The following is a 19,180-nucleotide window of genomic DNA, read 5'->3' on the forward strand; positions in this document are numbered from 1 at the left end:
CCGGGCCGTACCTGCTTCACCCCTGCTGCTCACCCAATTCGGAGAGTGCCTGACGGTAGCCTGCGAGGTCCCTCGCCTGTCCCCGCGGATTGACCACCACATACCGGACTATTCCCTCGGCATCGATGATGAACGTTCCCCTGAGAGCCATCCCGCTACGGGCATCAAAGACCCCGTAAGCCTGTGCCACCGCTCCATGTGGCCAGAAGTCGGCTAAAAGATCGAACCCGTAGCGTTCTTGCTCGGCGTACGCACGCAAGGCGAATTTGCTGTCCACGGAGATAGCCAGCACAGTTGCGTTCGAGTCTTCGAAGATGCCGAGATGGTCGCGAATCTCACACAGTTCTCCCGTGCAGATGCCGGAGAACGCGAACGGATAGAAAACCACGACAACGTTGCGACCCCTAAAATCCGACAAGCGGACAGGCTCGCCATACTGATTCAAGAGTTCAAAGTCAGGCGCAACCTGTCCGATCCCAGGGACGAGTACGGGGGCCGGCGCTTGCTGGACTTCCGTCACTTGTTCTTCTTTGGCACCAAGCGGGTGGCGCTCCAGTCCTTCGAGACCCCGGCAGAAGTGGTGAGGTGCAGCCCGGACGTGGGAGCCGCGTCCTGGATGTCGGCCGGGGAAACGTAATTGTCGCGGCCGGATTTGGGGGTCAGAACCCACACCACGCCGCCTTCTTTCAAGGTGGTGAGCGAATCCATCAGAGCATCGACCAGGTCACCATCGCCGTCCCGCCACCAGCAAATAACAGCGTCTACGACGTCATGATCATCTTCATCCAACAGCTCAGAGCCCGTGACATCTTCAATGTCGTCACGTAAGTCGAAATCGACGTCGTCGTCGTAGCCGCGTTCCTGAATCAGATCCCCGTCTTTGAAACCCAATCTTTCCGCCACATTTACCGATGTGGCGGCGTCGGCCTCGCTCACGTTTCCTCCTTTTGAAGTGACTTCCATTACTAACAGCCAACACCCTTTGGGCGTGTGCTTCAAGCCATTGTCCCTGCGATGACGCATATTCCGCACTACCTAGGGTGTTTCGGGGCTGTGACAATTACGTGGCTTCCGTCACGGAGGGCACCAACATGTGACATACAACGCCCCTGAAGCCCCGCGGCTACGCATCCCAGCGCTGTCAAAGCTAGAGTGGCCATGAGCGCTTTGGCTGCAGGGCGATCGCCCCGAGGAATTCTACTGGGCAGCCATGCGCTCACAAGACCTGCCCGGCGCATCCGACCGGGCTGTTGAAACCGAGATGTCGCACACGACGCGTTCATGACGGGCAGTTACCCTGCCGGACCTGAGGCGCCGATGCATGCGCCTAAAGGAAGGTTGGACGTGGCTGCAGGAGAAGAGACCTCACACATCCTCAGCGGGTTGACTGCCCAGCTGCCTGATCGTGATCCGGAAGAGACCGCGGAGTGGATTGAGTCACTTGATGCGTTGATCGCGGAGCAGGGCACGGAGCGTGCCCAGTACATTATGCGTTCGTTGTTGCAGCGTGCCGGTGCCCGGTCGGTGGGTGTGCCGATGGTGACGACCACTGATTATGTGAACACGATCCCGGTGGACCAGGAAGCAGAGTTTCCCGGGAACGAGGAGTTCGAGCGCCGGTACCGTGCGTACATGCGTTGGAACGCCGCGGTCATGGTCCATCGTGCGCAGCGGTCCGATATCGGGGTGGGCGGGCATATTTCCACCTATGCCGGCGCGGCGACGCTGTACGAGGTCGGGTTCAACCATTTCTTCCGCGGCAAGGACCACCCCTCGGGCGGGGACCAGGTGTTCTTCCAGGGCCACGCGTCCCCGGGCATGTACGCCAGGGCGTTCATGGAAGGCCGGCTCTCGGAGGAGGACCTGGACGGGTTCCGCCAGGAAAAGTCCCGGGAAGGCCACGCGCTGTCCTCGTACCCGCACCCGCGCCTGATGCCGGACTTCTGGGAATTCCCGACCGTGTCGATGGGTATCGGGCCGATGAACGCGATCTACCAGGCCCAGTCCAACCGGTACCTGCACAACCGCGGGATCAAGGACACCTCGGACCAGCAGGTCTGGGCGTTCCTGGGTGACGGGGAAATGGACGAGCCCGAGTCCCGCGGCCTGCTCCAGCTCGCGGCGAACGAGAACCTGGACAACCTGAACTTCGTGATCAACTGCAACCTCCAGCGCCTGGACGGGCCGGTGCGCGGCAACGGCAAGATCATGCAGGAACTGGAGGCCTTCTTCCGCGGCGCGGGCTGGAACGTGATCAAGGTCGTCTGGGGCCGGGAATGGGACTCCCTGCTGGAAGCGGACGCCGACGGGGCGTTGGTGAAAATCATGAACGAAACCCCCGATGGTGACTACCAGACCTACAAGGCCGAGTCCGGCGGGTTCGTCCGGGACCACTTCTTCGGCAAGTCCCCGCAGACCAAGGACATGGTCGCTGACCTGACCGATGACCAGATCTGGGGTCTCAAACGCGGCGGGCACGATTACCGCAAGGTCTACGCCGCGTACAAGGCAGCGACCGAGTTCAAGGGCAAACCCACCGTGATCCTGGCCAAAACCGTCAAGGGCTACGGACTGGGCCCGCACTTCGAGGGCCGCAACGCCACCCACCAGATGAAAAAGCTGACCATGGAAGACCTCAAGGCCTTCCGTGACCACCTGCGCATCCCCATCAGCGATGACCAGCTCGACGCGGACCTCTACCGGCCCCCGTACTACCACCCCGGCATGGACGCCCCGGAAATCAAATACCTCATGGAACGCCGGGCCGAACTCGGCGGGTTCGTCCCCGAACGCCGCCGCACCCACACCCCCGTCACCCTGCCCGAGGCCAAATCCTACGAAGTCGCCAAACGCGGATCCGGCAAACAACAAGCCGCGACCACCATGGCCTTCGTCAGGCTCCTCAAGGACCTCATGCGGGACAAAAACTTCGGCGCCCGGTTCGTGCCCGTCGTCCCGGACGAATCCCGCACCTTCGGCATGGACGCGTTCTTCCCGACCGCGAAAATCTACAACCCCAAGGGCCAGAACTACCTCTCCGTGGACCGGGACCTCGTCCTGGCCTACAAGGAATCCCCCGCCGGGCAACTGATCCACCCCGGCATCAACGAAGCCGGCGCCGTCGCAGCCTTCACCGCCGCCGGAACCGCGTACGCCACCCACGGCGAACCCCTGGTCCCGATCTACGTCTTCTACTCCATGTTCGGCTTCCAACGCACCGGAGATTCCTTCTGGGCAGCAGCGGACCAAATGACCCGCGGCTTCATCATCGGCGCCACCGCAGGACGGACCACCCTCACCGGCGAAGGACTCCAACACGCCGACGGGCACTCCCCCCTCCTGGCCTCCACCAACCCCGCCGTGAAAACCTACGACCCCGCCTACGGCTACGAAATCGGCCACATCATCCGCCACGGCCTCGAAGAAATGTACGGCGAAAACAGTACCGATAAAAACGTCATGTACTACCTCACCGTCTACAACGAACCCATCACCCAACCCGCGGAACCCGAGAACCTGGACACCACCGGGCTGATCAAGGGCATCTACCACCTCGCCCCCGCACCCGAAGGCGACACCAACCGGCCCACCGCGAACATCCTCGCCTCCGGCGTGTCCGTGCCCTGGGCCATCGAAGCGGCCCGCATCCTCAACGAGGACTGGGGCGTCGCAGCCGACGTATGGTCCGTGACCTCCTGGAACGAACTACGCCGCGACGGCCTCGCCGCCGAGGAACACGCCTTCCTCAACCCCGGCCAACCCGCCCGCACCCCGTTCATCACCGAACAACTCGCCGGCACCACCGGACCCGTCATCGCCGTGTCCGACTACATGAAAGCCGTCCCCGACCAAATCCGCCAATTCATCCCCAACGACTTCGCCTCCCTCGGAGCAGACGGCTTCGGCTTCTCCGACACCCGCCAAGCCGCCCGCCGCTACTTCAAAAACGACACCCACTCCATCGTCGCCAAAACCCTCCAACTCCTCGCCGCCAAGGGAGAAGTCGAAGAAGGTGCCCTGGAAAAGGCCATCGATAAGTACCGGCTCCTGGATGTGAACGCCGGCACCACCGGCGGAGCAGGCGGCGACGCCTAAGAACGGCGGCGCTTAGGAGCACGGAGAAGTCCTGGCAGGGCCCAAGACGACACCACTCAAGCAGTAACCGCGACGGCGGCATCCACCGGAAGGTGGGTGGCGCCGTCGGGCGTTTAACAAAGCCTTTTCACTGCTCAAGGTGACGTGACCAGCGACAACGTAAGTTGTAGCCTTCGCACAAATGGAGCTTGCCAGAGATGCACCGTATGCTCGTTGCATGGCAGAGCCCAGCAAAACAACTACAAAGCGCAAAGCAGCTACCCAGGCATTGTCGCCGGAAAAGGCGGAGACTCTGCGGCAGCTCCGTGCAAACGTCGGGCAGTTGTCCACCAGCACCATGCGGCAGCTTGAGAAATCTCTGCCTTGGTACAGTCGGCTGAGCTCTGATGAACGCTCCGCGTTGGGACTCGTGGCCCAAAACGGCATTGCCGCTTTCGTGACGTGGTATGAGCGACCCAGTTCGCCGTCCTGGATCCTGACCGATGTTTTTGGCAACGCGCCAACTGAACTGACCCGCTCCATCAGCCTGCAGAAAGCCTTGCAGTTGATCCGCATTGTTGTGGAGGTTGTCGAAGACCAGGTTCCGGTCATCGCCCCCGAATCGGACCAGCCTTCGCTGCGTGAAGCCGTGCTGCGCTATTCCCGTGAAGTGGCGTTCGCAGCTGCGGATGTCTATGCCCGCGCAGCTGAATCACGCGGATCCTGGGATACCCGGCTTGAAGCGTTGATCGTGGACGCGATCCTGCGGGGCGAAAACACGGACGCGTTGCGATCAAGGATTGCCGCCCTGGGCTGGAAAGCGCAGGAGCGCTTCACGGTCATGGTGGGCAACTCGCCATCGGAACCCAGTGCAAGTTACGTCAGTGACTTACGCCGGACGGCGGGCCGTTTTGCCGAAGACGCGCTGGTAGGAATCCAAGGCGACCGCCTCATCCTCATCCTCGGCGGAGTCCAGGACCGCGATACGGCATACGTAAAGCTCAGTGAGCTGTTTGCCCCGGGCGCCGTTGTGTATGGGCCTGAGGCGGGCTCGTTGCTGGAGGCCAGTAATTCCGCCCAAGCCGCCTTCGCCGGCCTTACCGCTGCCCGCGCCTGGCCCTCCGCTCCGCGACCCGTTGCAGCGGACGACCTCCTCCCGGAACGCGTTGTTTCCGGGGATGATGCGGCCCGGCGATCACTCATCAAGAACATTTACCGCCCGCTGCTGGCGGCCTCAAACGGCCTGGTGGAAACCCTGGGAACCTACCTTGAGCTGGGCCATTCATTGGAGGCCACGGCGCGTGAATTGTTCGTCCATGCCAACACTGTGCGCTACCGTTTGAAGCGTGTCTGCGATGTGACAGGCTGGGATCCGCTCCTCCCGAGGGAAGCTTTCGTACTTCAAACTGCCTTGGTGGTGGGCCGGCTTTCGGCCCAGCCCAAAGCCGCCCCCGAGCGTCACGCATCGCGTTCACAGAACTGAACCGTTGTAGACTTCCTACAAACTGACCCAGTGAGCTTGGTGTACGAAAACACCAGTGGATCACGTGGCAATTTGGAAAGCTGGATACGTGCTTGCAATCGTCTGCCCTGGACAGGGCTCCCAGACCCCTGGATTTTTGGCCCCTTGGCTGGAACTCCCCTCCGTCGAAGGCCAATTGGCCACCCTGAGCGAGATCGCAGGCATCGACCTCAAAGCCCACGGAACCACCTCTGATGAAGAAACCATCAAAGACACCGCAGTGGCCCAACCGCTGATCGTTGCCGCAGGCCTGGTGGCAGCCAAGTCTTTGTTCGATGTCGAACTCAGCACACTTCCTGTGGTCCTTGCAGGGCACTCCGTCGGTGAAATCACGGCTTCAGCCCTTGCGGGCGTCCTCACGGAGCAGGAAGCCATGACCTTCGTCCGCGAGCGTGCCAACAGCATGGCCGCCGCAGCGGCCGTAACCCCCACAGGCATGAGCGCCGTGGTGGGTGGCGATCCCGCAGAGGTCCTCGCGGCCATCGAGGCATCCGGCGCCACTCCTGCCAACGTCAACGGGGCTGGCCAGACAGTCGCCGCAGGAACGTTCGAGCAGCTCAAGGCCTTGGCGGACAACCCTCCGGCCAAGGCACGCGTCATCCCCTTGAAGGTTGCCGGCGCCTTCCACACGTCGCACATGGCTCCCGCCGTCAGCGCGCTGGAAGCACTGAAGCCTTCCTTGTCTCCGCAGGACCCCAAGGTCCCCCTGCTGTCCAACTATGACGGCAAGGAAGTTACGGCAGGTTCTGCCGCCGTCGACAGCCTGATTGCGCAGGTCTCCAGGCCCGTCCGGTGGGACCAGTGCATGGAGAACCTCTCGGCCCGCGGAGTTACCGGTGTAATCGAGCTGGCTCCCGCCGGTACGCTCGCCGGCCTGGCCAAGCGTGGAATGCCAGGGGTCAAGACAGTTGCCGTCAAAACCCCGGATGATTTGTCCGCGGCGCTGGCACTCTTCGCCGAATTGGAGGGACAAGCGTGAGCACCCCGGTACTCAACAAGGCCAAGGTCAACGAGAATGCCCGCATCCTGGGTATCGGCGCTTACCGTCCCGATGTCATCGTCACCAACGACGACGTCTGCCAGTGGATCGATTCCTCGGATGAATGGATCCGGCAACGCACGGGCATCATCACCCGCCACCGCGCACCCGCTGGTGTCAGCGTCATCGACATGGCCGAAGGTGCCGCCCGCGAAGCCATCCAGCGGGCGGGGATCGAACCTTCCCAGCTGGGTGCAGTCATCGTCTCCACCGTGACCCACCCTTACGCAACGCCGTCGGCCGCCGCTGCCCTTACCGAGCGTTTGGGCGCGACGCCGGCACCCGCCTTCGACATCTCCGCCGCCTGTGCGGGGTACTGCTACGGCGTGGCCCAGGCTGATGCGTTGGTGCGCTCCGGTTCTGCCGAATATGTCCTGGTGGTTGGCGCCGAGAAACTCTCGGATGTCATCGACAACCACGAACGCACCATCTCGTTCCTGCTCGGCGACGGTGCCGGCGCCGTAGTGGTGGGACCGTCCGACACTCCCGGCATCGGACCGTCTGTGTGGGGCTCGGATGGCAGCAAGTGGAACGCGATCGGCATGACGCATTCCCTCGACGAAGTCCGCACCCTTGGGGAGACTGCCCGCCATTCGGATGAGTCCGATGACCAGGCGATTATTTCCGCCGCGCAGGATGTTTGGCCGACGCTGCGCCAGGACGGCCAGACGGTGTTCCGCTGGGCCGTCTGGGAAATGGCCAAGGTCGCGCAGCAGGCACTCGACGCTGCCGGCATCGAAGCCAGCGACCTCGCGGCTTTCGTGCCGCACCAGGCCAACATGCGGATCATCGACGAGATGGTGAAGAAGCTGAAGCTTCCGGAGACCGTTGTGGTTGGCCGCGACATCGCCCAAGCCGGCAATACGTCAGCTGCTTCCATCCCCCTGGCCACGCACCGCCTGCTCCAGGAGAACCCTGAACTCAGCGGTGGGCTGGCCCTGCAGATCGGCTTCGGCGCCGGATTGGTGTTTGGCGCCCAAGTAGTCGTTCTGCCATAAGACCTGGACCGGCCCGGTGGCCTCCAGCCAACTGAATATGACTTACAAACCCAAACCGTAACCGCGGTTTGCCCCCTTTCCGGCATAGCCGGCACAACAAGAAAAGGAGCCAACAATGGCTAGCAACGAAGAAATCCTGGCCGGCCTGGCTGAAATCGTCAACGAAGAAACAGGCCTGGCTACCGAAGCTGTCGAGCTGGACAAGTCCTTCACCGAGGACCTGGACATCGACTCCATCTCCATGATGACCATCGTCGTGAACGCCGAAGAGAAGTTCGGCGTGCGCATCCCTGACGAAGAGGTCAAGAACCTCAAGACCGTCGGCGACGCCGTCAGCTTCATCGCAAACGCCCAGGCCTAAGCCTGGTACCAGCTGTGCCGGGCCAGGATGCTTAATCCTGGCCCGGCACAGCCGCAGTAACGCCCAAAGTTTTTCCTGCCGCCCCCCGCAAATCCGCAGAGGGGACGGCTGATCCGACAGAGAGTGATCGCATGGCACGCAAAGTAGTCATAACCGGTCTGGGGGCCACCACTCCCATCGGCGGCGACGTCCCCACAATGTGGCAGAACGCGCTGAAAGGGGTCTCAGGTGCCCGCACGCTCGAAGACGAGTGGGTGGCTAAGTACGACCTCCCCGTCCACTTTGCGGCCAGGTGCTCGACGCCCGCCCTGGAAGTCCTGAGCCGGGTAGAAGCCAAGCGCATGGATCCGTCCACGCAGTTTGGCGTCATCGCTGCCCGGGAAGCATGGGCTGACTCAGGCATCGAGGACATCGACCACGACCGCCTGGCGGTGGCTTTTGCCACGGGCATCGGCGGCGTATGGACGCTCCTTGATGCATGGGACACGCTCAGGGAGAAGGGTCCGCGCCGCGTCCTGCCCATGACCGTTCCAATGCTCATGCCTAATGGCGTGGCCGCTGCCGTCAGCCTTGACTTGGGCGCCCGCGCCGGAGCGCATACCCCTGTTTCCGCTTGCGCATCCGGTACCGAGGCCCTGCACCTTGGCTTGGACCTGATCCGTTCCGGCAAGGCCGACGTCGTCATGTGCGGTGGAGCCGAAGCCGCTATCCACCCGATGCCCTTGGCAGCCTTCTCGTCCATGCAGGCGCTCTCACGCCGCAATGACGAGCCCGAGCGTGCTTCCCGGCCCTACGACGTAGACCGCGATGGCTTTGTCATGGGTGAGGGTGCCGGCGCGCTGGTACTCGAAGCAGAAGAGCATGCGATCGCCCGCGGCGCGCGCATCTACGCTGAGCTTGCCGGAACCTCGGTAACGGCTGACGCCTACCACATCACGGCCCCCGATCCCGAAGGCCTTGGTGCCACGCGCGCACTGAAGGCCGCGATGTTCGACGGCCGGATCCAGGCCGAAGACGTAGTCCACGTCAATGCCCACGCCACCTCCACCCCGGTTGGCGACAAGCCCGAGTACACGGCCCTGCGTGCCGCCCTGGGGACCCACGTGGACAACGTTGCGGTCTCTGCCACCAAATCCCAGATGGGCCACCTCCTGGGTGCCTCCGGGGCTGTAGAAGCCGTCCTCACCGTCTTGGCTGTCTATGAGCGCAAGGCACCGGTCACAATCAACCTTGAGAACCAGGATCCCGAGATCCCGCTCGACGTCGTGACCTCCGCTCGTGACTTGCCCGCAGGTGACATCGTCGCGCTGAGCAACTCGTTCGGATTTGGCGGACACAACGCCGTCATCGCGGTGCGCAACGTCTAAGACGGGCTTTGCCTCATTGAGACGTGAAGAGGGCCCCACCACCAGGTGGGGCCCTCTTCATTGCTATGGGGTGTGGTTCTACGTACAGCTAACCAACTTGGTGCAGCCACCGGACCGGAGCGCCTTCAGCTGCGTGGCGGAAGGGCTCCAGCTCCTCGTCCCAGGCCTCACCCAGGGCCAACGACAGTTCGTGGTAAACGGCCGAAGGGTCTCCCGCTCCTGACTCATAGGCATAGCGGATGCGGTCCTCACTCACCATGATGTTTCCATGCACGTCTGTGACCGCATGGAAAATGCCGAGCTCAGGGGTATGCGACCAGCGGGCCCCGTCCACGCCTTGGCTCGGTTCTTCAGTGACCTCATACCGCAAATGCGCCCAGCCCCGAAGAGCGGACGCCAACAGGGCCCCGGTGCCGGGCGTGCCGGTCCAGGACAATTCAGCCCGAAACATTCCGGGCGCAGCTGGCTGAGGGGTCCACTCAAGATCGGTCCGCTTGTCCACGACCGATCCGATAGCCCACTCAACGTGCGGGCACAGTGCCGTAGGGGCCGAGTGCACGAACAGGACACCGCGGGTTGTTGCAACAGACATTCCATCCTCCATAGCTGTAGGTACGTCTTCCCCAACGACCTCTGCCACGGATGTTTGCTGTTGCTGCCCGGCCCTGTCATTCTTATGGACCCTACAGGCTATTCAATTAGCTAAGACTCTTTGATTCTGGCACGAAACGAACCCTCAACCCTAAATTGAAGGTTCGGCGGTGGTGCTTTCATTTTGCCGTACCCTTCCCTTTTCCGCCAGTGCAACTCCCTGGCCGTCATCTTCAGGCGCGAGGATGGGCTTGCTGGTAACTCTTCCGAAGCCTGTCCACGGAAACATGGGTGTATATCTGGGTAGTGGCGAGGCTGCTGTGGCCAAGAATTTCCTGCACCGCCCGAAGGTCGGCCCCACCATCGAGCAAGTGGGTGGCGGCACTATGCCTCAATGCGTGGGGCCCGGTTGCAGCGGTGTCGCCAAGGGCTTGCAGCAAGGCGGCCACAACTGCACGGACTTGGCGTGGGTCAACGCGGTTTCCCCTCACGCCCACGAACAGGGCTGGCCCGCTCGTTGCATTTACCAGCGTCGGCCGTCCCCGGCGTAACCAGTCTTTGACGGCAGCGGCAGCCGGAACTCCGAACGGAACGGTCCGCTCCTTGTTTCCCTTGCCAATGACACGGAGGGTCCTTCGATCCGGATCCACATCATCGATGTCCAGCCCGGCAAGCTCCCCGACGCGCACACCCGACGCGTACAGCAGTTCCACCATGGCACGGTCCCGGAGGGCCAGTGGACCTCCATCCGCCGCGGCGGTATCCAGGCTATCTACCAGCCTGGCAATTTGCTGCTGCTGGAGGACTCCCGGCAACGACTTCTCCCGTTTGGGCGCTTGCAGGCGAATGGCAGGATCCGTGGCGATCAGTTCCTCCCTCAGGGCCCACCGCGTAAACGACCTGGCGGTAGCGGCACGGCGGGCGAGAGTGGACCGGGCCATCCCTGCTTCACTTTGCGCCCCTAGCCAGCGACGGAGGGAACCCAGCTCCAATTGATCGAGATTGCGCATGCCCTCCTGGACGGCGAATCCGAGAAGGCTATGCACATCTGCCATATACGCGCGGACTGTATGTGCCGATCTCGCGCGCTCACCGCGGAGATAGCGTTCGAAGCCCTCCACGGCGCTCTCCAGCGATGCCGGCAATGATTCTGCGTCCACCCTTCCACTTTGCCAGCAACATGCACCGTCCGGGTGCATCAACATGCTTCGCTACCTGCCCGCCTCAGGCATTCTTGGTTCGCTTCCAGGCCCCCCGTTCAGAGGATGCCAGTCCTAGAAGTCCCAAGCGCCCCAGGCCGGCACGCACAGAGTCCGGGCTGAGGCCGGCAACTACCGTGAGTTTTTCCACGGAGCTCACTGATCGAAGCGGCAAGGCGTCCAGGAGAATCAGGTCTTCCAAGGACAAACCATCATGGGGTGCTGCCGCCGAATCTTTGTCAGTGACCATCATCTCGCCGTTCTGACCGGCCAGTTCAGCTATTTCTCCGACGTCCGTCACGCAGATCGCCCCACCATCCCGAAGCAGCCGGTGGCAACCAGCCGAGTTCGCACTGTGAATGGATCCGGGAACAGCTGCCACTACCCTTCCTATGCCCTCAGCATGATGGGCTGTGTTGAGTGCGCCTGAGCGCCACCGGGCTTCGACCACCACCGTGACAGATGCCAGCGCAGCGATGAGGCGGTTTCGCTGCAGGAATCGATACCGTGTCGGGGCAGAGCCGGGTGGTACCTCGGAAATCACGGCACCTTGGTTGGCCACGGCACGAAGAAGGTCCTCGTTTCCGGATGGATAGAAGCGGTCCACGCCCCCTGCCATGACCGCAATGGTTGGTACGGTTGCGACCCCGCCACGGAGGGCCCCACGATGGGCGTGGGCGTCAATGCCGTAGGCGCCCCCGGAAACTACGCAGTAGCCGCGTTGGGCCAAACCGTAGGCAAGATCCCCCGTAACCGACGCTCCATAGCTTGTGCTGTCCCTGGACCCCACCAATGCGATGGTCTGCCGGGCTGGCGGAAGGGGTTGCTCGTGTCCCCGCCACCACAGGCACAGCGGCTCCTGCAGGCCGAGGTCCGACAACTGCCCAGGCCATAGCTCGTCACCCGGAACAATCAGGCGGCCACCGAGTCTCTTCATCGTCTCCAGGTCGCGGTCCGGCGCGAGGTCCGGGACACGCGGAGCCCAGCGCCGCTTGCTGTCCGCGAGCCCCGCCCAGGATGCCGACCCTCCGCTTTCCGCCAGCAAGGCGGAGATCTCCTGTTCAAGGCCTGGGCCGGCAGCGAGTTCGCCCGTCGCGATACCCAGCGCGTCAACTGCTCCAACTGCATGAACCAATGCGAGTCCCACGGAATCCTGCGGTTCCATCAGACGGGCCAACGCTGCCCGCGCAATCTTTTCCTTTTCCTGCGTTCCCAGCACCCTTGCGCCTGTGCCTTCCTTCATCACGTTGTCCTTCATGCCGTTGCCGTCGCTTGCCGGAGGCCGAGCGCTTGTCCGATGTGGTCTGCGGAGGGAATGTTGCTATGGTCCAGGTCTGCCAGCGTCCAGGCCAATCGGAGAACGCGGTCATAGCCGCGGGCCGTGAGAATGCCTCGTTCCAGGGCCGTGTCCAGGATGCGGGTGGTGCCAGGTGCCAGCCTCAGTTCCCCGCGCAGGGTGCGTCCCGGCACTTGCGAGTTGGTCTCGATGCCGAACGCCCCCAGACGTTCGGCTTGCCTCTGCCTCGCAGCAAGTACGCGCCCTGCGACAGCGTCCGTGCCCTCTTCCGTGCCGGACTGTCCAAAGTCAGCAAGGGAGACGCGCTCCACCTGGAGTTGTATGTCGACGCGATCCAAGAGGGGACCCGATATGCGCCCGAAGTACCGCCTGCGCATGAGTGCCGTGCATGTGCAGTCCATCCCCTTGCCCGAGGCTTTGCCGCAGGGGCAAGGATTGGCTGCCAGCACCAATTGGAACCTCGCAGGGTAAGCCGCTGTTCCTGCCGAACGGTGAATCACCAGTTCGCCGCTCTCCAGGGGCTGGCGCAGGGCATCCAGGACGCGCCGTTCATATTCTGGAGCCTCGTCAAGGAAGAGGACCCCTCGGTGTGCCCGGGAGGCAGCACCGGGGCGGGGAAGTCCCGAGCCGCCTCCGATGATGGCAGCTGCAGTGGCGCTGTGGTGGGGATTCTCGAACGGCGGCCTCCGAAGCAACGTGCCTGTAGATGAGCGGACCGCTGCCAGGGAGTGAATGGCAGTAACCTCCATTGCTGCCTTGTCCTCCAGATCAGGTAAGAGTCCCGGCAGACGCTCTGCAAGCATCGTCTTACCCGCACCCGGTGGACCGGTCAGGAGCATATGGTGGCTACCGGCGGCAGCGACCTCCAGCGCACGCCGGGCATCAGATTGCCCGGAAACGTCGGAAAGATCAGGCACGATGCCCATGGCGTCATCGTTCCCATCCTCCGGATCACTGCCGGTCGGGTCGTAGTCCAGGGCCAGGTCTTTCGGGTCCGCACCAAAATCGTACGCAAGCCGGGCGAGGGTCCGGTATCCCCTGACTTGTGCCCCCGGTACCAGCGTTGCCTCAGCGACGTTTGCTTCGGCGACCACAATCTCCGGATATCCTGCCTGCACAGCGGCCATGACTGCAGGAAGGATGCCCCTCACTGGCCGCAACCGGCCATCCAAACCGAGCTCAGCTATGAATACCGTTCCATCGATGGATCGAATGTCCTCCGCAGCACGGAGAACAGCCATGGTGATGGCCAGGTCAAAACCCGAACCCCGCTTGGGCAAGGATGCCGGAATGAGGTTGGCCGTGATCTTCCGCCGGCTCAAGGGAATTCCCGAGTTTTGTGCCGCGGAGCGTATCCGTTCTTTGGCTTCGTTTAGTGCGGCATCAGGTAGTCCCAGAATCACGAATGCGGGAAGGGTCTGTCCGATATCGGCTTCTACCTCCACGATGTAACCGTTAAGTCCCACCAAGGCAATGCAGTAGCTGCGCCCCACCCCCATCAGCCAACACCCCTCAGGTGTTCCATTTGGGGATCCCCAATGCCGTTATGGATGACTGACACCACATCTACACGTCTTCGCGGAGCATTCAGTTCATGCTCACGGCACCACGACGCCGCGAGCCGGTGCAACCGTGCCAGCTTGGCTGGACCTACTGCTTCAAAGGGATGTCCGTAATCCAGGCTGCTGCGGGTCTTAACCTCCGCGACCACCAGGGTGTCACCCTCCAGCGCCACGATGTCGATTTCACCGTCGGCGCACCGCCAATTTCGATCGACGATCCGCATGCCCTGGCCTTCCAGGAATCCTGCCGCCAAAGCCTCGCCGTTACGGCCAAGAATGTCTTTTGCCCTCATGAGCACCACCTCCGCTACCCAGCTTTATCGCTGGCAGCGGCCGGTGACAGACAGTCCTGGCGCTATGTGGGTAAACCCGTCACATCACCGTCTTGTGGAGGAAGAGTTAAGCGCGGATGCGGGGCTAGTTTCCGAGATCGCCCAGGTCTCCGAGGCCACCGTCCTTGGGCAACGCAAGATCCTCGTTGCGCGGCAGTTCCTCGACGTTGACGTCCTTGAAGGTAATGACCCGGACATTTTTCACGAAGCGGGCTGAACGGTAGACGTCCCAAACCCAGGCATCCTGCAAGGTCAAATCAAAATAGACTTCGCCGTCTGCACTGCGGGCTTGTAAATCAACATGGTTGGCCAAGTAGAAACGCCGCTCAGTTTCGACAACGTAGCTGAACAAACCGACAACGTCCCGGTATTCGCGGTAGAGCTGCAGCTCCATGTCGGTTTCATAGTTCTCAAGGTCCTCGGCGCTCATAGTTCCATCTTGCACCATCTGCCGCGCACCGGACGCCATCCGTAGGACAGACGCTGCGTAGCAAGCCTTTAGGACACATCTGGTCCAGTCAGGTTCCAGCTTGTCCGGTGGTAGGGACTGGGACCCTGCAGCCTGATCACTTCGCGGTGCGCTGCGGTGGCGTAACCCTTGTTTTCGTTCCAGCCGTAGGCAGGTACTTCAGAGTGCAGATCCACCATGATGCGGTCGCGGGCTACTTTGGCCAGGACACTGGCAGCGGCCACGCTCAGGCAGCTCATATCCGCTTTCACCCTCGTATGGACGGGAGCTTCACACCAAGGTCCCGTGGACGCGGTGTCGAACAGTGACGCTTGAACTTCCGGAGAGAGCCAATTGTGGCTGCCATCCAACAACACCACATCAGGCGTGACGCCACCGGCGAGGATCTCAAACCATGCCCGCGTTCCCGCCAGGCGCAGGGCCGCTATGATACCGACGTCATCGATTTCCCGGGCGGACGCATGGCCAACTGCAGATGCTACGGCCCAGTCCCGGACCAGAGGCTCCAACCGGTCGCGGTCCTCGGGCTTAAGCAACTTGCTGTCCCGGACATCGGCCAGTAGGGCGTGGTCCTCGAGGTTGACCACGGCGATTCCCACACTCACAGGGCCAGCCAGTGCACCCCTGCCAACCTCGTCCACGCCGGCCAGCAACCGCACGCGGGGAGACAGGAAGGAACGCTCGACGTCAAGGGTCGGAATTTCGGTCGGTGCCTTGGTCTTCAGCCGGGTGCTTGCCATGGCTGTTACTTTCCTGAAGTGCCCGCGGGAACGTTCTTGAAGACATCAGGGTAATTGTCCAGCACAGTCCACCGTTTGACGGGCCAGGCTATGACCGTGGCTTTGCCTTCGACGTCCTCGATATTAATGAAACCACCATTGACTTCCTGGTGCGCCCGGGAATCGGCCGAGTGGTTGCGGTTGTCTCCCATGACCCAGACTTTGCCCTCTGGAACGATGATGTCGAACGGGTTGGGCTGCGGTACTTCCGAGGGGTTGATGTACGTTTCGTCCACGGGAACACCATTGATACTGAGGCGACCTTGCGCGTCACAGCAGGAAACGTGGTCACCCGGGAGCCCGATAACCCGCTTGACCAGATGCTGTTCATTGTCGTCGGCCGCCAAGCCAACGAATTCCAAGGTGTCGCCTACCCAGTCAAGAGGGCCGGCCGGTTTTTTCAGAACTGCCGGAAGCCATCCCTGCGAATCCTTGAAGACCACTACGTCGCCGCGTTCCAAGGCGAAGGGCTCCGGCACCAGCAGGTTGATGAAGATGCGGTCATTCACGTCCAAGGTGCTTTCCATCGATTCAGATGGAATGTAGAACGCCCGGAAAAGGAATGTCTTGATAAGGAAGGAGAGCACCACGGCAATCGCCACGACCGTGACGATTTCCTTCAACCAGCCAAGGACAGGGTTCCTGCGGGGCTTATCGCCCTCGTCCGCTTTGTTGCCGGTAGCGTCAGCAGTGTCATCGACCGGGCGGGGCTCAGCCACACCGGCGACGCCAGCCGTCCCGTCCGAGAGCCGCACGTCGTCGTCGTGCGGCTCGGGATTCTCGGGAACTCTGTCCGGCATTTATTGTCCGTTCTTTGATGGTTCGGCCTGCGTGGTGCGAGGCACTTCTGCAAATCTATCAAGGGGCCAGATGATCTGGACCGGTCTGCCGATCACCCGGTCCAGCGGGACCATTCCTCCACCGGGCGCTCCCAGCAATCCTCGGGAATCAGCAGAGCGGGATCGGTGGTCGCCCATCAGCCAGAGCCGTCCCGCGGGGACCACGACGTCGAACTTCTGTGTGCTGGGTTCATCGCCGGGGTAAATATAGGGTTCCTCAAGTACCTGACTGTTCACTGTGAGGCGCCCATCGGCGGAGCAGCACTGAACGTGGTCACCCGGAACACCAATGACCCGCTTCACGTACGTGGTGTCGCTACCCGTAAGCCCGAGCCACTGGCTCATAGCTGCAGCCGCGTCAACAAATGGACCCTTACCGCTGCTGAGCGGGGCAAACGATCCACGCCCATCAAAGACAACGACGTCCCCGCGCTTGATGGGATCCGTGGTGAATGCTGTGCGTGAAACCAGGATCCTATCCCCGGTGCCGAGCAACGGCTCCATGGACTCGGAAGGAATGTAGTAGACGTCGATCCACAGGGAGCGGATCAACCCGCTGATTGCGACGGCAAGGACCAATGCCAGCAAAGCAAAACGCCAGCCCTGTTTCCGGGGCTGGCGTTCGGCTGTGTCCATGACTCGTATCCCTGTTGCGTTGCGGATTGCTCCGGAACGAACCGGGCACGAATCCTGGACCCGTTGCGTAAGTCGGTGGACTTACTTGGCGAAGTCGCGCTTTTCCTTGATCTTCGCAGCCTTACCGCGCAGTGCGCGCATGTAGTAAAGCTTGGCACGACGGACGTCACCCTTGGTGACGACCTCGATCTTGTCGATGATCGGGGAGTGCACCGGGAAGGTACGCTCTACGCCGACACCGAAGGAAACCTTGCGCACGGTGAAGGTTTCGCGAACGCCGTCACCCTGGCGGCCCAGGACGAAGCCCTGGAATACCTGGATACGGGAGTTCTTGCCTTCGATGATGTTGACGTGAACCTTGAGGGTGTCACCCGCGCGGAACTCAGGAACATCGTTACGCAGCGAGGCTGCATCTACGCTATCGAGGATATGCATTGATCCACTCCTGGTGAACGCCACAGGTCATTCACTTTGGGTTACGGCAGACAAGCCCGCGGCACCAAAGCCAGCCGGAAATCTCCGCCGAAGTTTCTTAGTGTCCGGTTCCCGCCACTGTTTGGCGGCACCGGGTTGTCCGGCTGTTGGCTACGCTCCCCCTGTGGCAGGTGCTAGCCCAGCAGACACAAGGGTTAATTCTGCCACACGCCGCAGCATCCGGCCAATTGTGCAGATTCGCGCACAGTTATTGTGCTTCGTGCCCGGGACGGCTGCGCAGGCGCCCCTCCACGACGTCGTAGCCCAGGTCCGCAAGGGCGTTGCGGTCCGCGCGACTCAACTGACCGGCGTCGAAGTGTTCAAGGAGATCCGGACGGCGCTCGGCAGTGCGGCGGAACTGTTCATGGCGCCGCCACTGCGCGATCTTCCCATGGTTGCCGCTGAGCAGGACCGGCGGCACTTCGTGGTCCCGCCACGAGGATGGTTTGGTATATACGGGATATTCCAGGAGCCCGTCTGAGTGGGACTCTTCAATAAGGGATTCGGGGTTGCCTACAACGCCTGGGAGCAAGCGGCCGATTGCTTCAACCATGGCCAGGACAGCAACCTCGCCGCCGTTGAGGACGTAGTCGCCAAGGCTGACAGGCCGCACCGTGAAGTGCTCGTGGGCCCAGTCGATGACACGCTCATCAATCCCCTCGTAGCGTCCGCAGGCAAAGACGAGCTGTTCCTCTTCTGCGAGCTCGTAGGCAAGCGCCTGGGTAAACCTCTCCCCCGCCGGCGAAGGAACAATCAGGACAGGTTTAGCGCCCTCACGAACGCCGGCAACCGATTCGAGCGCCTGTGCCCACGGCTCGGGTTTCATGACCATACCGGCGCCGCCACCATAAGGGGTGTCGTCCACGGTCCGGTGCTTGTCAGTGGTGAAGGTACGGAGGTCGTGGACGTTAAGTTCCAGCAGCCCATCCTGGCGGGCCTTGCCTATCAACGAAAGTTCAAGCGGAGCAAGGTACTCAGGGAAAATGCTGACAACATCGATCCTCATTCAGGCATCATCTCCGGCGCCGTCCCCGGACTCCCCTGCTGTGTCATCGTTGATTTCGAAGAGCCCGGCAGGCGGAGTGATGAGGATGAACCCCTCCTCAATGTTGACCTCGGGAACGATTTCGTCGACGAAGGGAACGAGGATTTCCTTTCCTTCCTCCGTCTTGACCGTCAACAGGTCCTGAACCGGCAGTGTGGTCAGCGCGGCAACTTTGCCCACAACCTGTGTGCCAACGCGCGCTTCCAGGCCAACGAGTTCGTGCTCGTACCAGCCTTCGTCGTCTTCGTCGTCGAGTTCTTCGGTTTCGATGAAAAGCTTCGCACCACGAATGGCTTCGGCGGCGTTGCGGTCAGCAATCTCTTCGAAGCCGAGCAGGAGGATGTCCTTGTTCCACCGGGCACTTCGGATGGTCAGCGGGCCAGCAGCGGCCGGCTCCACAACGAACTCGGTTCCGGCGACGAAACGCTCTGAGGGGGCGTCGGTAAGCACTTGGACCGTCACCTCGCCGCGGATGCCATGGGGTTTGCCGATCCGGGCCACCTGGAGCTGCATGGGTTCCTCTGAATTCTCGTTGTGCCCGCGCTGCCGGGCAGCTACGGAATGAAATGATCGATAAAGCAATCCGGCCCCTCCAC

General features: G+C 62.0%; 20 protein-coding genes. 6 read left to right on the forward strand and 14 right to left on the reverse strand.

The genetic code is table 11. The annotated features are described in order from the left end of the window. Positions 1 to 16 precede the first annotated feature (16 nt). The gene (locus tag ACZ5G6_RS14755) at positions 17 to 520 is read right to left on the reverse strand and encodes a peroxiredoxin (RefSeq protein WP_223933230.1); all 504 of its coding nucleotides are present in this window, start codon (positions 518 to 520) and stop codon (positions 17 to 19) included. Further along, a complete protein-coding gene (locus ACZ5G6_RS14760) occupies positions 517 to 936 on the reverse strand; it encodes a DUF3052 domain-containing protein (protein ID WP_216925434.1) in 420 nt (139 codons plus the stop codon). The genes ACZ5G6_RS14755 and ACZ5G6_RS14760 overlap by 4 nt, the downstream gene beginning before the upstream one ends. Before the next feature lie 381 nt (positions 937 to 1,317). On the opposite strand from ACZ5G6_RS14760, the gene aceE reads away from it, so the two are divergent. The 6 genes from aceE (at position 1,318) to ACZ5G6_RS14790 (ending at position 9,361) form a co-directional block, all read left to right on the forward strand. Beyond that, a complete protein-coding gene (gene aceE, locus ACZ5G6_RS14765) occupies positions 1,318 to 4,095 on the forward strand; it encodes a pyruvate dehydrogenase (acetyl-transferring), homodimeric type (RefSeq protein WP_498691889.1) in 2,778 nt (925 codons plus the stop codon). Positions 4,096 to 4,312: 217 nt separating this feature from the next. Next, positions 4,313 to 5,557 (forward strand): PucR family transcriptional regulator, encoded by a 1,245-nt coding sequence (locus ACZ5G6_RS14770; RefSeq protein ID WP_223933231.1) that lies wholly within the window; start codon positions 4,313 to 4,315, stop codon positions 5,555 to 5,557. Positions 5,558 to 5,645: 88 nt separating this feature from the next. Continuing rightward, on the forward strand, positions 5,646 to 6,575 hold the full coding sequence (locus ACZ5G6_RS14775; RefSeq protein ID WP_498691891.1) for an ACP S-malonyltransferase: 930 nt from the start codon (positions 5,646 to 5,648) through the stop codon (positions 6,573 to 6,575). Continuing rightward, positions 6,572 to 7,633, forward strand: coding sequence for a beta-ketoacyl-ACP synthase III (locus ACZ5G6_RS14780; protein ID WP_223933232.1), 1,062 nt, complete (start codon positions 6,572 to 6,574; stop codon positions 7,631 to 7,633). Before ACZ5G6_RS14775 ends, ACZ5G6_RS14780 begins: the two co-directional genes overlap by 4 nt. 115 nt (positions 7,634 to 7,748) lie before the next feature. Next, positions 7,749 to 7,994, forward strand: coding sequence for an acyl carrier protein (locus ACZ5G6_RS14785; protein WP_011692310.1), 246 nt, complete (start codon positions 7,749 to 7,751; stop codon positions 7,992 to 7,994). A gap of 131 nt (positions 7,995 to 8,125) precedes the next feature. Next, on the forward strand, positions 8,126 to 9,361 hold the full coding sequence (locus ACZ5G6_RS14790) for a beta-ketoacyl-[acyl-carrier-protein] synthase family protein (protein ID WP_223933233.1): 1,236 nt from the start codon (positions 8,126 to 8,128) through the stop codon (positions 9,359 to 9,361). Between the two features lie 88 nt (positions 9,362 to 9,449). Here ACZ5G6_RS14790 and ACZ5G6_RS14795 read toward each other — a convergent pair whose 3' ends face one another. From ACZ5G6_RS14795 to rimM, 12 genes are all read right to left on the reverse strand, one after another. After that, positions 9,450 to 9,953, reverse strand: coding sequence for a DUF3145 domain-containing protein (locus ACZ5G6_RS14795; protein ID WP_498686211.1), 504 nt, complete (start codon positions 9,951 to 9,953; stop codon positions 9,450 to 9,452). A 232-nt stretch (positions 9,954 to 10,185) separates the two neighbouring features. Continuing rightward, a complete protein-coding gene (locus tag ACZ5G6_RS14800) occupies positions 10,186 to 11,112 on the reverse strand; it encodes a tyrosine recombinase XerC (RefSeq protein WP_498686213.1) in 927 nt (308 codons plus the stop codon). A gap of 64 nt (positions 11,113 to 11,176) precedes the next feature. Beyond that, positions 11,177 to 12,409, reverse strand: a complete 1,233-nt coding sequence (gene dprA / locus ACZ5G6_RS14805; protein ID WP_498686214.1) for a DNA-processing protein DprA — start codon at positions 12,407 to 12,409, stop codon at positions 11,177 to 11,179. Then, positions 12,406 to 13,947, reverse strand: a complete 1,542-nt coding sequence (locus tag ACZ5G6_RS14810) for a YifB family Mg chelatase-like AAA ATPase (protein ID WP_498686215.1) — start codon at positions 13,945 to 13,947, stop codon at positions 12,406 to 12,408. Before ACZ5G6_RS14810 ends, dprA begins: the two co-directional genes overlap by 4 nt. Further along, positions 13,947 to 14,312, reverse strand: coding sequence for a YraN family protein (locus ACZ5G6_RS14815; RefSeq protein WP_498686217.1), 366 nt, complete (start codon positions 14,310 to 14,312; stop codon positions 13,947 to 13,949). Before ACZ5G6_RS14815 ends, ACZ5G6_RS14810 begins: the two co-directional genes overlap by 1 nt. A 115-nt stretch (positions 14,313 to 14,427) precedes the next feature. Next, the gene (locus ACZ5G6_RS14820) at positions 14,428 to 14,772 is read right to left on the reverse strand and encodes a DUF2469 domain-containing protein (RefSeq protein ID WP_216923842.1); all 345 of its coding nucleotides are present in this window, start codon (positions 14,770 to 14,772) and stop codon (positions 14,428 to 14,430) included. 68 nt (positions 14,773 to 14,840) lie between these two features. Beyond that, on the reverse strand, positions 14,841 to 15,551 hold the full coding sequence (rnhB, locus tag ACZ5G6_RS14825) for a ribonuclease HII (RefSeq protein ID WP_223933242.1): 711 nt from the start codon (positions 15,549 to 15,551) through the stop codon (positions 14,841 to 14,843). Positions 15,552 to 15,556: 5 nt separating this feature from the next. Next, positions 15,557 to 16,390: a signal peptidase I gene (gene lepB, locus ACZ5G6_RS14830; protein ID WP_498686219.1), complete on the reverse strand. Its 834-nt coding sequence runs from the start codon at positions 16,388 to 16,390 to the stop codon at positions 15,557 to 15,559. Then, a complete protein-coding gene (gene lepB / locus ACZ5G6_RS14835) occupies positions 16,391 to 17,065 on the reverse strand; it encodes a signal peptidase I (RefSeq protein WP_498686220.1) in 675 nt (224 codons plus the stop codon). An 81-nt stretch (positions 17,066 to 17,146) separates the two neighbouring features. Further along, positions 17,147 to 17,500 (reverse strand): 50S ribosomal protein L19, encoded by a 354-nt coding sequence (gene rplS, locus ACZ5G6_RS14840; protein WP_223933248.1) that lies wholly within the window; start codon positions 17,498 to 17,500, stop codon positions 17,147 to 17,149. A gap of 247 nt (positions 17,501 to 17,747) precedes the next feature. Further along, entirely contained in the window at positions 17,748 to 18,545 is a 798-nt protein-coding gene (gene trmD, locus ACZ5G6_RS14845; RefSeq protein ID WP_498686222.1) for a tRNA (guanosine(37)-N1)-methyltransferase TrmD, read from the reverse strand. Then, entirely contained in the window at positions 18,546 to 19,097 is a 552-nt protein-coding gene (rimM, locus tag ACZ5G6_RS14850; RefSeq protein WP_223933252.1) for a ribosome maturation factor RimM, read from the reverse strand. It abuts the gene before it with no gap. Positions 19,098 to 19,180: the final 83 nt, after the last annotated feature.

It is taken from the genome of Arthrobacter sp. TmtSoilC51 (genome assembly GCF_055388015.1).

Coding starts and splice junctions, on each gene's coding strand:
- ACZ5G6_RS14790 (WP_223933233.1), top strand. CDS start 8,126: ATGGCACGCAAAGTAGTCATAACCGGTCTGGGGGCCACCACTCCCATC.
- lepB (WP_498686220.1), bottom strand. CDS start 17,065: ATGGACACAGCCGAACGCCAGCCCCGGAAACAGGGCTGGCGTTTTGCT.
- trmD (WP_498686222.1), bottom strand. CDS start 18,545: ATGAGGATCGATGTTGTCAGCATTTTCCCTGAGTACCTTGCTCCGCTT.
- ACZ5G6_RS14820 (WP_216923842.1), bottom strand. CDS start 14,772: ATGAGCGCCGAGGACCTTGAGAACTATGAAACCGACATGGAGCTGCAG.
- lepB (WP_498686219.1), bottom strand. CDS start 16,390: ATGCCGGACAGAGTTCCCGAGAATCCCGAGCCGCACGACGACGACGTG.
- ACZ5G6_RS14795 (WP_498686211.1), bottom strand. CDS start 9,953: ATGTCTGTTGCAACAACCCGCGGTGTCCTGTTCGTGCACTCGGCCCCT.
- ACZ5G6_RS14810 (WP_498686215.1), bottom strand. CDS start 13,947: ATGGGGGTGGGGCGCAGCTACTGCATTGCCTTGGTGGGACTTAACGGT.
- rnhB (WP_223933242.1), bottom strand. CDS start 15,551: ATGGCAAGCACCCGGCTGAAGACCAAGGCACCGACCGAAATTCCGACC.
- rplS (WP_223933248.1), bottom strand. CDS start 17,500: ATGCATATCCTCGATAGCGTAGATGCAGCCTCGCTGCGTAACGATGTT.
- aceE (WP_498691889.1), top strand. CDS start 1,318: ATGCATGCGCCTAAAGGAAGGTTGGACGTGGCTGCAGGAGAAGAGACC.
- rimM (WP_223933252.1), bottom strand. CDS start 19,097: ATGCAGCTCCAGGTGGCCCGGATCGGCAAACCCCATGGCATCCGCGGC.
- ACZ5G6_RS14770 (WP_223933231.1), top strand. CDS start 4,313: ATGGCAGAGCCCAGCAAAACAACTACAAAGCGCAAAGCAGCTACCCAG.
- dprA (WP_498686214.1), bottom strand. CDS start 12,409: ATGAAGGACAACGTGATGAAGGAAGGCACAGGCGCAAGGGTGCTGGGA.
- ACZ5G6_RS14785 (WP_011692310.1), top strand. CDS start 7,749: ATGGCTAGCAACGAAGAAATCCTGGCCGGCCTGGCTGAAATCGTCAAC.